The 13,591-nt window shown below is 69.5% G+C and carries 10 protein-coding genes and 1 tRNA gene; 8 read left to right on the forward strand and 3 right to left on the reverse strand.

Annotation, left to right across the window (positions count from 1 at the left end):
• Nucleotides 1-41 precede the first annotated feature (41 nt).
• Nucleotides 42-803 (forward strand): formyl transferase, encoded by a 762-nt coding sequence (locus MLE42_RS14395; protein ID WP_243288571.1) that lies wholly within the window; start codon nt 42-44, stop codon nt 801-803.
• Between the two features lie 13 nt (nt 804-816).
• On the opposite strand, the gene MLE42_RS14400 is transcribed toward MLE42_RS14395, so the two are convergent.
• The gene (locus MLE42_RS14400; RefSeq protein WP_243288572.1) at nt 817-2,829 is read right to left on the reverse strand and encodes a nucleoside-diphosphate sugar epimerase/dehydratase; all 2,013 of its coding nucleotides are present in this window, start codon (nt 2,827-2,829) and stop codon (nt 817-819) included.
• Between the two features lie 453 nt (nt 2,830-3,282).
• A tRNA-His gene (locus MLE42_RS14405) sits at nt 3,283-3,359 on the reverse strand.
• A gap of 109 nt (nt 3,360-3,468) precedes the next feature.
• On the opposite strand from MLE42_RS14405, the gene MLE42_RS14410 reads away from it, so the two are divergent.
• From MLE42_RS14410 to MLE42_RS14425, 4 genes are all read left to right on the forward strand, one after another.
• Nucleotides 3,469-4,974 carry a Do family serine endopeptidase gene (locus MLE42_RS14410; protein ID WP_243288573.1) on the forward strand — a complete coding sequence of 502 codons (1,506 nt, stop codon included), beginning with the start codon at nt 3,469-3,471 and terminating at the stop codon, nt 4,972-4,974.
• Between the two features lie 92 nt (nt 4,975-5,066).
• Entirely contained in the window at nt 5,067-6,302 is a 1,236-nt protein-coding gene (locus MLE42_RS14415) for a response regulator (RefSeq protein ID WP_243288574.1), read from the forward strand.
• A gap of 8 nt (nt 6,303-6,310) precedes the next feature.
• Nucleotides 6,311-7,633 carry a hemolysin family protein gene (locus MLE42_RS14420; RefSeq protein ID WP_243288575.1) on the forward strand — a complete coding sequence of 441 codons (1,323 nt, stop codon included), beginning with the start codon at nt 6,311-6,313 and terminating at the stop codon, nt 7,631-7,633.
• Entirely contained in the window at nt 7,626-8,468 is an 843-nt protein-coding gene (locus MLE42_RS14425; RefSeq protein WP_243288576.1) for an NTP transferase domain-containing protein, read from the forward strand. Before MLE42_RS14420 ends, MLE42_RS14425 begins: the two co-directional genes overlap by 8 nt.
• 3 nt (nt 8,469-8,471) lie before the next feature.
• Here the strand turns inward: MLE42_RS14425 and MLE42_RS14430 are convergent, their stop codons facing one another.
• Nucleotides 8,472-9,839: a serine hydrolase domain-containing protein gene (locus MLE42_RS14430; RefSeq protein ID WP_243288577.1), complete on the reverse strand. Its 1,368-nt coding sequence runs from the start codon at nt 9,837-9,839 to the stop codon at nt 8,472-8,474.
• Between the two features lie 121 nt (nt 9,840-9,960).
• Here MLE42_RS14430 and MLE42_RS14435 point away from each other — a divergent pair, with 121 nt between their 5' ends.
• The 3 genes from MLE42_RS14435 to MLE42_RS14445 all read left to right on the forward strand — a co-directional run bounded on the left by MLE42_RS14435 (nt 9,961) and on the right by MLE42_RS14445 (nt 13,564).
• Nucleotides 9,961-10,944 carry a phosphotransferase gene (locus MLE42_RS14435; protein WP_243288578.1) on the forward strand — a complete coding sequence of 328 codons (984 nt, stop codon included), beginning with the start codon at nt 9,961-9,963 and terminating at the stop codon, nt 10,942-10,944.
• 19 nt (nt 10,945-10,963) lie between these two features.
• Nucleotides 10,964-12,940, forward strand: coding sequence for a hypothetical protein (locus MLE42_RS14440; RefSeq protein WP_243288579.1), 1,977 nt, complete (start codon nt 10,964-10,966; stop codon nt 12,938-12,940).
• A gap of 249 nt (nt 12,941-13,189) precedes the next feature.
• Entirely contained in the window at nt 13,190-13,564 is a 375-nt protein-coding gene (locus MLE42_RS14445; RefSeq protein WP_243288580.1) for a response regulator, read from the forward strand.
• Nucleotides 13,565-13,591: the final 27 nt, after the last annotated feature.

The following is a 13,591-nucleotide window of genomic DNA, read 5'->3' on the forward strand; positions in this document are numbered from 1 at the left end:
ATCGGTAACGGCATGAACTGTTGTGATAACATCGACCCGCCATGGCTGCGATCGTCGCGATCACGAACGGTTCACCCCACTCCTGGATCATCATCAACGCCCTCACGGAGCGGTTCGGGCCCATCACAGTCCTCACCGAGGACAAGGAGCGCCGCTCTGCCCAGATCCGGCGCAGGATCAAGCGGCAGGGCCTCCTCACGGTGGTGGGCCAGCTCGGATTCCTGGTCCTGAACCGGCTCATCGCCAAGGGCAGCCGCGACCGCATCCGGGAGATCATCAAGGAGCACGGCCTCGATCCGCAGCCGAGCCCCGTCTGTGACATCCTCCCCATCGGCTCCGTGAACAGCCGGGCCTGCCGGGACGCCCTGGCCCGGCTCCAGCCGGAGGTGGTGATCGTCTTCGGGACGCGCATCATCGGGAAGGAGACCCTCAGCGCCATCCGGGTGCCCGTGATGAACTTCCACTCCGGGATCACGCCCAAGTACCGCGGGCAGGCCGGCGGATACTGGGCCCTCGCCAGCGGCGACCCCGACCACGCGGGCGTGACGGTCCACCTCGTGGACGCGGGCGTCGACACGGGCGATGTGATCTACCAGGCCCGGTTCACGCCCGGCCGCCGGGACAACTTCGCAACCTACTTCTACCTGCAGGCGGCCGCCTTCCGCCCCATCGCAGTGAAGGCCGTGGAGGACGCGCTTCACGGGAACCTCAAACCCTTCCGGCCCAGCCTGCCCTCGGAGCTGCGATATCACCCCACCCTCTGGTCCTACCTGGCGCGGGGCCTCCAGGTCGGAATCTGGTAGGGATCACAGAGGGTCAGTTGAACAGGGGGACTTCCTCGAGCACGGGCGGGGAGGGGCCGGAGGCGGCCTCGGCGTACCGCCCGAGGCCCTGCGAGGAAGGCTGGTAGCTGGGCACGAGCTGCTTGAAGCAGCGGAGCATCTCCCGCTGGCGCTGGCCCTCAGGCAGGTGGATGGCATCCCGGAGCTTCTGCAGGGAGACATCCAGGAGCCAAGGATCGGGAGGGGGCTGCATGGCCTCGAACACCTTGGCCTGGGGGTCCCCATTCCCGTGCTCACTATCCGTGAAGAGCTCCTCGAAGAGCTTCTCCCCGGGCCGCATGCCGGTGAACTGGATGTCGATGTCGATGCCCGGGGACAGGCCGGAGAGGCGGGCCATGTCCATGGCCATGTCCACGATCCGCACGGGCTCGCCCATGTTGAGGACGAAGACCTTCCCCGTCTCCCCGAGGACGCCCGCCTGGAGGACCAGCTGGCTGGCTTCGGGGATGGTCATGAAATACCGCGTCATGTCCGGATGGGTGACCGTGAGGGGGCCGCCGGTCCGGATCTGATCGCGGAAGAGGGGGATCACGCTGCCCCGGCTGCCGAGGACGTTCCCGAAGCGGACGCTCACGAACCGGCGGTCCGCCGGGGCCTCGTCCGCCGCCTGCATGACCAGGGACTCGGCGATCCGCTTGGACACGCCCAGCACGTTCGTGGGGTTCACCGCCTTGTCCGTGGAGATGTTGACGAAGATCCGGACGTCGCCGGCGAGGGCCGCCCTCAGGACGTTGAGGGTGCCGAAGATATTGTTCTCGATGGCCTCTTCGGGGTTCCGCTCGAGGAAGGGGACATGCTTGTGGGCCGCCGCGTGGAAGACGATGGCCGGGTTGCACGACTCGAAGGCCCGCTGGAGCCGGAGGGGGTTCCGGATGTCGCACAGCTCCACGGCGAGGTTCATGCCCGGGAACTGCTTGCGCAGGTCCCGCTCCACCTCCCACAGGCTGTTCTCCCCCCGCCCGAGCAGCACCAGGCGTCCGGGGCGGAAGGGGGCCACCTGCCGGGCCAGTTCGCTGCCGATGGAGCCGCCCGCGCCCGTGATGAGCACCACGGAGCCCTCCACCTCCTGGCTGATGGCGCTGAGGTCCAGGGTCACGGGCTCCCGCCGGAGCAGATCCTCGATGGCGATGTCCCGGAGCTCGGGCTTCCAGGGGCGGTCCCCGATGAGGTTCGAGATGCCGGGGACGGTCTTCACCCGCACGCCCTGGATCTGGAGCACCTCGCTCAGCTGCTTCAGCTTGGCGCCGGGCACGCGCGGCATGGCCAGGATCACCTGGGTGGCCTGGCGCTCCTTGATGAAGACCGGCAGGAGGTGGCTGTGCCCGAGGACGGGGATGCCGTGGATCCGGACCCCCTGCTTTTCGAGGGCGTCGTCCACGAACCCGACCACCTCGCATTGGAGCTGGGGGTTCGCGCGAAGCTCCTGGCAGAGCAGGGCGCCCGCCCGGCCCGCCCCGACGATGAGGGTCCGGTGGATGGCATGCCCGTGGTTTCCGGCGGGATCCAACCGATCCCGCGTGGCGAACCTGCGCTGTGACAGGCGCTGGTAGCCGGCCACGAAGACGAGCCGGAGGGCGAGCCACATGGGACAGGTGATGAGCCCCGCGACCAGGAGAAGGTTGTGGGAATCGAGGTCGAGGCCCAGGCGATCCTTGAAGGCGGATGCCAGGATGAGGACGGACACCATGACGATGGTGCCGAAGATGAAGGATTCGGCCTCCTCGATCCCCAGCAGGCGGAAGTGCTGGCTGGTGTACCGGAAGGCGAGGTTGACCGCCATGGCGAAGGCCACCCATGAGGCGACGCCGTACGACGTTGGGAGGTCCTGGCGCACCAGACTGGTGGCCACGACCCAGGCGAGCGCCGCCACGCCCGTGTCCAGGATGAGCTTGCAGGCCTGGCGGATGGCCGGTCGCTTCAGGAGGCCAAGGGGCCCGGGCGCCTCGTTGGCCTCGTTGTCAGGGGACTGCGGAGTGTTTTCATGCATGGTGTACTCAGAATGAAGGAATTTAACAATAATGCCTCTTGAGCTGTAAGCAATAGGCTAAAAAAAATGTTTATACCTTCTCCTCCAAGCCGGGTCTCCGGGCGAGGGTGGCCAAAGGGGGTGGAGCCGGGCCGGGCGGGCCCGGAGCCTGGTTTCAGACGGCCTCGCCGAATTCGGGTCCCAATCAGGCACCCCACCCAGGGCTTCGACCCACCGGGGCGGACTCGAACCGCATCCCGCTTCGCGGTCAGCCGGTCCCGCTCCCGACAGCCCACTGGGCCACTCCCTCCTCGCCGGGGGCCGGCTCCGCGCGCTTCGCGTGCTCCGCCACCCGGCGGTCGGGACCGCGGTCCCATTCGACGCTGGATCCCGGCCGCGCCTGCATGGCCGGGGCGGGTTCGAGCCCATCAGCCGCCCGAATATGAAGGCGCCCCGCTTCGCGGGGCGCTGATCTGGGGCGGCTGATGGGACTCGAACCCACGACACCTGGAATCACAATCCAGTACTCTAACCAACTGAGCTACAGCCGCCGTCGGACCATTCAGATTATCCGGGGCGGCCCCGGATGGCCAGCGGGAACCTTCGGGGGACTGCGGTCATCGAAAGAAGCAGGCCGGAATCCGGCGGAGTGAGGAGTCTATGAATCGTCAGATGAAGCAGGTCCTGGGGTTGTCCGCGTTCGCGGCCGGCTGCATGGCCTTGGGGATGGGGCTCAGCTACGGCTGGCAGGCCCAGGCGCAGGAGGAGAAGCCGGTGACGGTGGAAGCGCGGGGCGCGGATCGCCTCCCGCCCATCGCGGAGGTGGCCGAGAAGCTGAATCCCACCGTGGTGGCCATCACCAATACCAGTTTCGTGAAGAACCAGCGCTTCCAGCACCCCCAGATCGGGGGCGATGACTTCTTCGACTTCTTCTTCGGCCCCGGCGGGCCGCAGCAGCGGCGGTCGCCAAGGGGCGGCGAGGACGAACAGCGCGCGGTCTCCGGCGGCTCCGGCGTGATCATCAGCCCACAAGGCGAGATCCTCACCAACTATCACGTCATCGCCAGCATGGGCGGCGCCGCGGACAATTCCCTGGAGGTGAAGACCAGCGACGGGAAGAGCTACAAGGCCACGGTGCTGGGCAAGGACAAGGAACTGGACATCGCCCTCATCAAGATCGACGCGGCGCACTTGCCCTTCGCCAAGCTGGGTGAGTCGGATTCCCTGAAGATCGGCGAGTGGGTGGTGGCCATCGGCAACCCCTTCGGCCTCGAGCACACGGTCACCCAGGGCATCATCAGCGCCAAGGGCCGCAAGCTGGACACCGGCGTCAGCTCCTTCCTCCAGACCGATGCCGCCATCAACCGCGGCAACTCCGGCGGCCCCCTGCTGAACCTCAAGGGCGAGGTCATCGGCATCAACACCGCCATCAACCCCGCCGGCCAGAACATCGGCTTCGCCGTGCCCATCAGCCAGGTGAACCGCATCATCAAGGACCTCCGCAGCGGCAAGCCGGTGAGCCGCGGCTACCTGGGGGTGGGACCCCAGGATCTGGACCAGGCCTACCAGGACGCCCTCGGCGCCAAGGAGGGTGTGGTGGTGAGCACCGTGGAGAAGGGCCAGGCGGCGGATAAGGCGGGCGTGCAGCGCCTGGATGTCATCACCGCGGTGGACGGCCAGCCCGTGCGTAGCCAGGACGAGCTGGTGAGCATGATCTCCAGCCGCCGGGCGGGCGATACCGTGAAGCTCAGCGTCTGGCGCGATGGCAAGACCCTCACCCTGACGGCCACGTTGGGGGACCGGAAGGCCCTGGAGGAACAGCGCCGCCGCGATTCCGGCGAGGAGCCCGAGGATGAGAGCGGCCAGAAGTCCCAGGGTGAGGTGAAGGGCATCAACCTGGAAAAGACCTACGGCTTCACCGTGGAGCCCATGGACCTGAAGCATCGGCTCAAGGGCGTGGTGGTGACCTCCGTGGATCCCCGCTCCCCGGCGGCCGAGCGCGGCCTGGCCCCCGGACTGGTCATCACCGAGGTGGGCCGGCAGCCCGTGAACAACCTGGCCGAGTTCAACGCCCAGGTGAAGAAGGCCGGCGGCAAGACCCTGCTGCTCTTCATCCAGAGCCCCAACGGGGCCCAGAAGATCACCCTGGCCATCCCGCCCCGCTGAACCTGGCCGTGACCCGATCCGGAGCCCCGGTCCACCCGGGGCTCCGGTCGTTCAGGGTAAACTCGAAGGTTCAACCAGGGTAAGGATCAATCATGGGCCTGCGCCTCCTTCTTGTGGACAGCGACCGGAGCTTCCTCAAGGAGCACAAGGTCAGCCTGGAGGCGGCCTTCGATCTGGAGGTGGCCAGCTCGCCGGACGGCGTGGTGGAGCGCCTGGAGCGGGGCGGCTTCGCGGCCGCGCTCATCTGTGTCGAGGTGGCGGACAACAAGGGCTATGCGCTCTGCTCGACCCTCCGCAGGCAACCGGCCCTGGGCGCGTTGAAGATCGCCCTCATCAGCGCCAAGGCCACGGAAGAGGAGTACCGCAGGCATCAGAGCCTCAAGGGCAGGGCTGACCTCTATCTGCGCAAGCCCATCGCCCCCAGCGCCCTGGTGGCGGCCCTCTCGCCCCTGGTGCCCACGCGCGTGGTGGATCCGGACAATCCGCTGGGCGACCTGGCGGATGTGGAGGGGGCCGACGACTGGCTGGACAACCTGCGAGGCGCGATGGCCCCGCCGGCTCCGCCACCGCCCAGCCCTGAACCGCCGCCACCCCCTCCCGTTCCCGCCGCCGCGAAACAAAGCCGGTCCACACGGCCCCCTGACACCACCCGCGCCCACCTGCTGGAGGAGCAGGTCGTCGCCCTCCGCGAGGAGCTGCGGGTGAGGGATCAGCAGCTCCGGGAGGCCGAGGATTACCTCCATGAGCGCATCGGAGCCGCCACCCTGAATCTCGATGAAATCGCGGCCAGGGACCGGGACCTCGCCGCGGCCCGGCAGGAGGCCGAGGACGCCCGGGCGACCTCGGACCGGCTCCAGAAGGACCTGGCGGCGCTGAAGGCCGCCACGCAGGCCCAGGAGCGGGAGCAGACTGAGCTCAAGGCCCGCCTGAAGCAGGCGGAAGCCAAGCTCGCCGCCAGCGTCGCTGGCGCCCAGGAGCGGGAGCAGGAGCTGCAGTCCTGCCAGGAGGCGCTCCAGCAGCGCGAGAAGGAGGCCCTCCGGCTCACGTCCCAGGTGGCGGGACTGCGCCAGCAGCTCGACGAAACCCTCGTCCAGCACGACGGCGAGCGGCTGGAGCTGATGAACGGGATGGACCAGAAGGAGGCAGAGCTGGCCCGCGTGAAGCAGGAGCTGGCGGAACAGCGGGAGGCCCACGCGGTGCTCGAGCGCGAGAAGCAGGCCGCCTACGGCCAGCTCTCCGAGCACCGCGACCGCCTCCGGAACCTGGATACCCTCCTCCGGGAAGTCCAGGACCACCTGCGGCGGGGATCCGACCTCGCCAAGGGCTGAGGTTCCAGGTGTCCCTCCTCGCCGCCCTCGTCTGCGTCGCCCTCCTCCTGCTCAGCGCCTTTTTCGTGATGGCGGAATTCGCGGCCGTGCGCGTGCGTCCCACCCAGCTGGAGGCCCTGGCGGGCGCCGACTCCCGCGCGGCCTCCGCGCTGGAGGTCCATCGCGCGCTGGGTCACCACCTTTCCTCGATCCAGGCCGGCATCGTGCTTTGCGCCCTGGCCCTGGGCGCCGTGGGGGAGGGGCTGTTCAGCCACCTCTTCCGCGCCCTGTTCGGCCATCTGCCCTGGCCCGCGATGGTGGTGCCCGTGAGCTCCGGCCTCGCCCTGCTGGTGATGACCACCCTGGACGTGGTGCTGGCGGAGCTGGTGCCCCGGAGCCTGGCCATCCGTGCCGCCCTGCCCTGGGCCCTCCGCACCGCCGGCCCGCTGCTGGCCTGGTCCCGCCTGGTGCGCCCCCTGACCTGGGTCCTCATCCGTCTGAGCCACCTGGTGCTGCGGGCCGTGGGCATCCATCCCGAATCCGGCGTGGAGGACCTGGTTCCCTCCGAGGCCGAGTTCCGCCGCATGCTCGAGCGCAGCCAGGCGGAGGGGCGCCTGGACCTCGACCGCAAGGAGCTCATCGAGAACCTCTTCGACTTCAGCCGCCGCACCGTGAAGGAGATCGCCGTACCCCGGGCCCAGGTGGTGTCGTTCGACCTCCACCAGGATCTGGAGGCCAACCTGGCCCTGGCCCGCACCACCATCCACACCCGCATCCCGCTGGTGGAGGGCGACCTGGATCGGGTGGTGGGCGTCGTGCACCTCAAGGAGCTGCTCTGGGCCATGCAGGACGGTCCGGCGCCCGTGGACCTGCGCGCCCTGGCCCGGCCGGCCTTCTTCGTGCCGGAAATGAAACCCATCCAGGGCCTGCTGCTGGAGTTCCAGCAGCGCAAGCAGCACCTGGCCCTGGTCGTGAACGAGCACGGCGGCGTGGACGGCCTGGTGACGCTGGAGGACGTGCTGGAGGAGCTGGTGGGCGAGATCCAGGACGAGTTCGACCGCGAGGCCATCCAGCTCCGGAAGACCCGCGGCGGGGCCTGGCTGGCCCAGGGTGACGTCATGCTGGAGCAGCTGGTGGACCACCTGGGGCTGGACCTCCAGGCCGAGGCGGGGTCCGTGAGCCTGGGCGGCTTCTTCCAGGAGCGCCTGGGCCGCGTGCTGCGCCCCGGCGACGAGCTGCGGCTCCAGGGCTGGCGGATCCGTGTGCTGTCCATGCGGGGCCTGGCCCCCGGACAGTTCCTCCTGAAGCCCCTGCCGGCGGAACCCGGCGCAGCGGAAGATGCCGATGCCTGAGCCCCTCGATGGGTTCCTCCTGGCCGCGGGCCTGGGCACGCGCATGGGGCCTCTGAGCGCCTGCCTGCCAAAGCCGGCCTGGACGCTGCGGGGGAAGCCCCTGCTGCAGTGGGGCGCCGAAGCCCTCCGCGGCGCTGGCGCCTCGTGCCTGGGCTGCAACGCCCACCTTCATCCCGAGCGGCTGCGGGCGGTGGCGGATGGAATCGAAGTCTGCGACGAGCCGGAGCTGCTGGGGAGCGCCGGGGGCCTGCGCCATGCCCTGGGGCGCGTGGCGGCCGAGCTGCTGGTGTGGAACGCCGACATCTGGGCCGACGAGGTGCCTTTCGACCTGCTGCGGCAGCGCCACCGCGAGGGCCACGGCGGGGTCAGGGCCACCCTCAGCTGGCTGCTGGTGCCCCATCCCGGCGGGGACTGGAACCCCGTGTGGATGGATCACGAAGGCCGGGTCCTGCCCAAAGGGGTGTCGGGGCCCTGGGGGCCCTACCACTTCACGGGGGCCGCCGCCTGGTCGCCGGAGGCCCTGGCCCTGTTGCCGGAGGGGCCCAGCGAGGTGAACGACCTGAGGCCTCGGCTGCCCTTCCACCACGGTGTAGTGGTCGAACCCTTCCCTTGGCGGGAGGTGGGGACTCCCCGGGCCCTCATCGAGGCCGCTGCGGACTTGGCGCCCGACCAGGAGGGACGGCTCCCGGGCTGCTACCTGCATCCGATGGCCCGCCCGGCGGGGCGGCTGGCCCGTTGCGTCCTGGGGCCCGGCGCGGCGCCGCTGGCCTCCATCACGGACGCGGATGCCCTCTGGTTCGAGGAGGGCGGCCATCAGGTGCGGCTGGGGCTCTGAGGGCTACTCCTCCTTCAGGTCGAAGTCCGCGACGCGGCCCTCGCCGTCCAGCGTGAAGGTCCAGGCCACCACCACGCCCGAGGTGTGGAAGGCGCGGTAGGTCCGGAGGCGCCGCCCCTCCCGCCGCTGCTCGCCGAAGAAGACCACCCGTTGGACCGGGCCGTAGGGCGGCAGCTGGAGATCCAGCCAACCGGCGGCTTCGGGCAGGGTCTTCGCGGCCTCGCCGCTGAAGGCCGAGGCCTCCGCGCGACCCTGGACCAGCGCCGCCATCAGGGCGGCATGGCGGGTGGTGAGGGCGGGGTCCGGATCCGTCGGCGCCGCTTCCTGGGCCAGGGGACCGGAACCCAGCAGGCGCGCCGCGATGGCCCGGGCCAGAACCGGGGCGAGCCGCTGCTGGTTCGCAAGGACGATGACGCCCAGGCGCTCCTGGGGAAGGTAGATCACGTCCGCCAGGGCGGGCCCACCGCTGTGGCCGCCCCAAGGCCGCCCCGCCAAGGTGCCCACGACCCAGGCCGCGCCGAAGGAGGCCGGACGGCCGTCGTTCAGGCGGAAGGGCGTCCACAGGGCCTCCCGTCCGGCGCCGAGGAGCCTTCCCTGGTCCAGGGCCAGGAGGAAGGCGGCCAGGTCCCGCAGGCTCACGAAGGCGCCCCCGGCGGCATAAGTGTGGGGCGGATAGCGGAACCAGTGGAGGCGCTGGCGGTCCCCCTGCCACTGGTAGACGGAGGCCCGGCCGGGGATCACCTCGGCCGTGCGGGTGAGGCCCGCCTCCGTGGCGTCCTCGAAGGCGCTGCCGGCGGCCCCGATGCGCTGCCAGATGCGCGCCTTCAGCAGCTCCTGGAAGGGGCGGCCGCCGGCCTTCTCCAGGATCAGGGCCAGCACGGAGAAGTCGTCGGATCCGTAGGCCGAGACCGCACCGGGCGCGGTGGCCAGGGGCTCGGCCAGGGTGCCCTTCACGACCTGCTCCAGGGTGACCGGTCCGCCCGTGGCCATGACGGGCTTCAGGCCCGAGGCGTGGGCGGCCAGCTGCCGCACGGTGACGGCCCGCCAGGCGGGTGGCACCTCGCCCAGGTAGGTGGAGACCGGCGCGTCGAGGCGGAGCCTGCCCTCGTCCACCAGCTGCATGAGCAGGACGCCCGTGAACAGCTTGGTGCTGGAGGCGATCTGGAAGGGGGTGTCGGGCGTGACGGGGCTCCCGGACTCCAAGCTGGCGACCCCGTAGACGGCCAGCTTCTCGATCCGGCCATGGCGGAGGATGGCCACCGCAGCACCCGGGATGTGGGCGTGGGCCATGTGGCCGCGGACGAGGTCATCCACGGCGTCCTCCGCCCGCAGGGGAAGGAGCAGGGCCAGTAGGCAGGCGAGCAGGCGCATGGGGGCTCCGGGAACGGGGTGTCTACGAAAAGGGCCGTGCGGCGTTGAGCCCCCCTTCCCGGCCGGGGGGCCTCCGGAGGAACGCCCTGCCCCGGCGGCCCTCTGGGAGTACCCTGAAGGCATGGACCCTCGCCTCGCCCGCGCCCTGGCGCGCTGGAACCTGTCGGATCCCCGCCCCTTGGCGGGGGATGCCGGAGCGCGCCAGTACACCCGCGTGGCCCATCCCCAACTGGGGACGGCGCTGGTGGTGCTGCATCCCCTGGACACCCCCGACAAGCCGGACGACAGCTACTTCGAGTTCCGGGCCCTGCAGGCCTACCTGGATCCCGTGCTGCGGGTGCCCACCATCCTCCAGTGCGACGACCGGGACCGCTGCCTGCTGGTGGAGGACCTGGGCGACACCTCCCTGGAGCGCCGCCTGGTGGAGCATCCCGAGGAGGAGCTCCGGTGGGCCGAGCAGGCGGGCTGGCTGCTGGCCACCCTGGCCGGTCCCCTCACCCTGGGGGCGCCGGCCCACGCCTTCTTCATGGGCCGCTCCTTCGACCAGGCCAAGTTCGCCTTCGAGTGGGAGTACTGCCGCGTCAACTTCTTCCGCGACTTCCTCCAGAAGGATCCGCCCCGCTGGCTGGACCGCATGATGGAGGAAGCCCACGCCAGCCTGGAGACCCGGGCCCACTTCTTCGCCCACCGCGACTTCCACGTGCGCAACCTCATGGTCCACGGGGACCGGCTGGTGGTCATCGACTTCCAGGACGCCCGCCGGGGGGCCGCCACCTACGACCTGGCCAGCATTCTCTACGACGGCTACTGGGACTGGTCCCGGGAGGCCGGGCGCGCCCTGATGGGGCCCCTCCAGAACGAGCTGGGCTGGAACCATGAGGCCCTGCTGGAGGAGCTGAACCTCAGCGCCCTCCAGCGGAACCTCAAGGCCCTGGGCACCTTCGGCCACCAGCTCGTGCACCGCCACAAGTGCCACTTCGCCCCGGCCATCCCCCGCACCCTGCGCCACCTGCGCGGCCACTTCCAGCGCATGAACCACCAGGATGGCGTCCTCGCCGCTGAACACATGCTGCGCCTGGCGGAGGACCGGCTGCTGAAGGGCTGAGAGGCTGGTGAAGCGGGTTATGCTCTTGGCCATGTCCTCCGTGGAGCGCGAGTCCAACCCCCTGATGCAGGCCCGGAAACTGGTCAGGGGCAAGGCGCTCTCCCAGCAGGATCTCCAGCTGCTGAAGGAGATCCTCCAATTTACAGAAGGGGAGCTCGGCCCCCTGCTCGACTCGGGGCCCAGTCAGGCCGCGCCCGCACCCGCGGCGCCCCAGCAGGCGAAGCTCCAGCGCTCCCTGGGCCTGTTCCTGGTCTTCCTCAACCACCTCTCCGGTCCGAAGCTGGGGAAGGACCGCGTGGCCATGGGGCTGGTCCTGTCCCACGCCCTGAACGAGCTGAAGGCCCTCGCCCAGGAGGCCCACCTCGAGGTCCTCCATACCCACAAGGAACCACCCTGGGTGGTCTACCTCCTGGACCTGGTCGCCTCCCTCCGGACCATGGCCACCTCCTTCGGGCCGGAGGACCCCTTCCAGCTCCTGGACGACTGGGCGGCCTTCCTGCAGGAGCGGCGGGACAGCTTCAAGGAGCTGCTGGCGGTTCTCGTGGATGGGCCCGGGGGCGAGGAGCGGGTGTCCCAGCTCAACAGCCGCATGAAGGCGCTCAACCGGGCCCTCCAGGGCGCGGAGGGCCGGCCCATTGAGGCCATCCACCGGCTGGTGGACCTCCTGGAGACCTTCGTGCCCCGGGAGACCCTTTCGCGGGTCGAGCCCCTGCTGCTGGTCCAGCATGTGCTCGACACCCTCCGCCTGATCCTCCTGTGGCCCCTGGACCAGGGGATCAACTGGGGGGCCCTGGAACAGATCCGCGGCAGCCTCACCTGGCTCTGGAACCACCTCGGCTGGTCGCTGCCCCGCTATGACAGCGGGCGGCTGGAATCCATGCTGACCCAGGAGGTCCGGGCCACCCTCAAGGGGGTGCGCGGATCCCAGCCCAAGGCCTACCGCGTGCTCGCCCACAGCCTGGCCTCCCACCTGACCATCCTGGGGCTCGTGGACCCGATCCCGCCCGCGGGGAACATGACCGAGCAGGAGCGCTACGCGGCCGTGCCCATCTACTTCGTCGTGGAACGGGAGCTGGCGCGGCTGGGGGACCAGCTGGGCCGGAGCAAGATCATGGAGGGCCTCCCCAAGGGGACGGAGGAGACCCTGCTGCTGTCGGCCTTCCTCCAGCAGGCGGTGTTCACCCTGAGCCAGGACCTGACCAGCATCCACGAGCTGCTGCATGAGGCCCTGGCCCAGGCGGACGCCGACCACCTGGCGCTCACCCTGGACCACCTGAAGAGCGGCCTCATCAACCACCAGCGGCAGCTGATGGCCGACCTGGTGAGGACCTTCTCGGCGGAACTGCGGCAGAGCATGTTCCCGAATTCCCCCACGCTGAAGGATGAGGGGGACCAGCTGCGGCAGCGCCTCTACCGCCTGTGGGAGCAGCTCGCCCGGCTCCTGCCCAGGCTCCGGGCCCAGGTCCGCGAGAAGGACTACCTGCGGCTTTCGCTTACGCTCTTCCAGGCCCACAACCACGTGAACGCCTTCCGCCGGAGCCCGGAGTTCTTCCTCATCCGGGCCCGCGACCGCTCCGAAATGGACCGGCTGACCGCGGCCTTCGGCCGCATCCTGGACGCCCAGAGCGACCTGGAGTTCGCGCTGGTGAGCGGAACCGAGCTCGTGGAGGAGCTGTTCGGCTACCTGGAGGAATTCCTGGGCCGGATCAACGCCCGGATGCCCCTCATCAGCCACGACCTCATGGTGGCGAAGGAGGCCTTCCGCCTCAGCCAGCAGCTGCAGGAATCGCAGGGAGCGGGCCCGGGCCGGACGCGGCTGACCAAGATCCTCATCCAGTCCACCAAGAAGCTGGGCGTCCGCGACCCCCAGACCTTGTCCCTCCTGCGGCGCTGGGTGCGCTCGGAGCGGGGCCGGCGGGAGACGCCGGATCCCATCGACGCCCTCAGCTCCCACCTGGAGCGCCTGGTCACGCGCCTGGAAGCCGCGATGGGTTGAACGCCTCCGGGCGGGGTGACCGGGCTGAGGACCCTGACCGGTCAAACATTGACCGCCATGGACAGATTCTGATCTAAGAACAGGATTCCGGATTCGTCGACCCTTAATTGGTAACTCGTATCATATGTATCGATGCAATTACGGATCGGGATTGGCCGCCGATTTGCAAACCCGGCTGTAGTAGCTGCCGGTTTTCGAACAGCGCCGGGACGCCCTGACGCCCCGGTCCTTCTCGTGTTGAGGGGCCCCATGACCCAACGGAAAAAAATACTGCTCGTCGACGACTCCAGCACCGTGCTCATGGTCGAGCAGATGATCCTCAAGAACAGCCCCTTCGACATCCTGATCGCGAGGGACGGGGAGGCCGGGTTCGAGACGGCGCTGAAGGAGCGCCCCGACCTGATCCTGATGGACGTGATGATGCCGCGCATGGACGGCTTCGACGCCCTGCGGGAGATCCGCGCCCATGAGGAGATCAAGGACATCCCCGTGATCATGGTGACCACCCGCGGCGAGGGCGTGAACATCGAGACCGGCTACACGGTCGGCTGCAACGACTACGTCACCAAGCCCATCAACGGATCCGAGCTGCTGAGCAAGATCAACAACCTCATCGGTTCCTGACGCCCGGAGCCTTCCCGGTCCCGAACA

The sequence above is a fragment of the Geothrix terrae genome, from assembly GCF_022808775.1.
GTDB classification, from domain to species: domain Bacteria; phylum Acidobacteriota; class Holophagae; order Holophagales; family Holophagaceae; genus Geothrix; species Geothrix terrae.

Coding starts and splice junctions, on each gene's coding strand:
- MLE42_RS14395 (WP_243288571.1), top strand. CDS start 42: ATGGCTGCGATCGTCGCGATCACGAACGGTTCACCCCACTCCTGGATC.
- MLE42_RS14400 (WP_243288572.1), bottom strand. CDS start 2,829: ATGCATGAAAACACTCCGCAGTCCCCTGACAACGAGGCCAACGAGGCG.
- MLE42_RS14410 (WP_243288573.1), top strand. CDS start 3,469: ATGAATCGTCAGATGAAGCAGGTCCTGGGGTTGTCCGCGTTCGCGGCC.
- MLE42_RS14415 (WP_243288574.1), top strand. CDS start 5,067: ATGGGCCTGCGCCTCCTTCTTGTGGACAGCGACCGGAGCTTCCTCAAG.
- MLE42_RS14425 (WP_243288576.1), top strand. CDS start 7,626: ATGCCTGAGCCCCTCGATGGGTTCCTCCTGGCCGCGGGCCTGGGCACG.
- MLE42_RS14430 (WP_243288577.1), bottom strand. CDS start 9,839: ATGCGCCTGCTCGCCTGCCTACTGGCCCTGCTCCTTCCCCTGCGGGCG.
- MLE42_RS14435 (WP_243288578.1), top strand. CDS start 9,961: ATGGACCCTCGCCTCGCCCGCGCCCTGGCGCGCTGGAACCTGTCGGAT.
- MLE42_RS14440 (WP_243288579.1), top strand. CDS start 10,964: ATGCTCTTGGCCATGTCCTCCGTGGAGCGCGAGTCCAACCCCCTGATG.
- MLE42_RS14445 (WP_243288580.1), top strand. CDS start 13,190: ATGACCCAACGGAAAAAAATACTGCTCGTCGACGACTCCAGCACCGTG.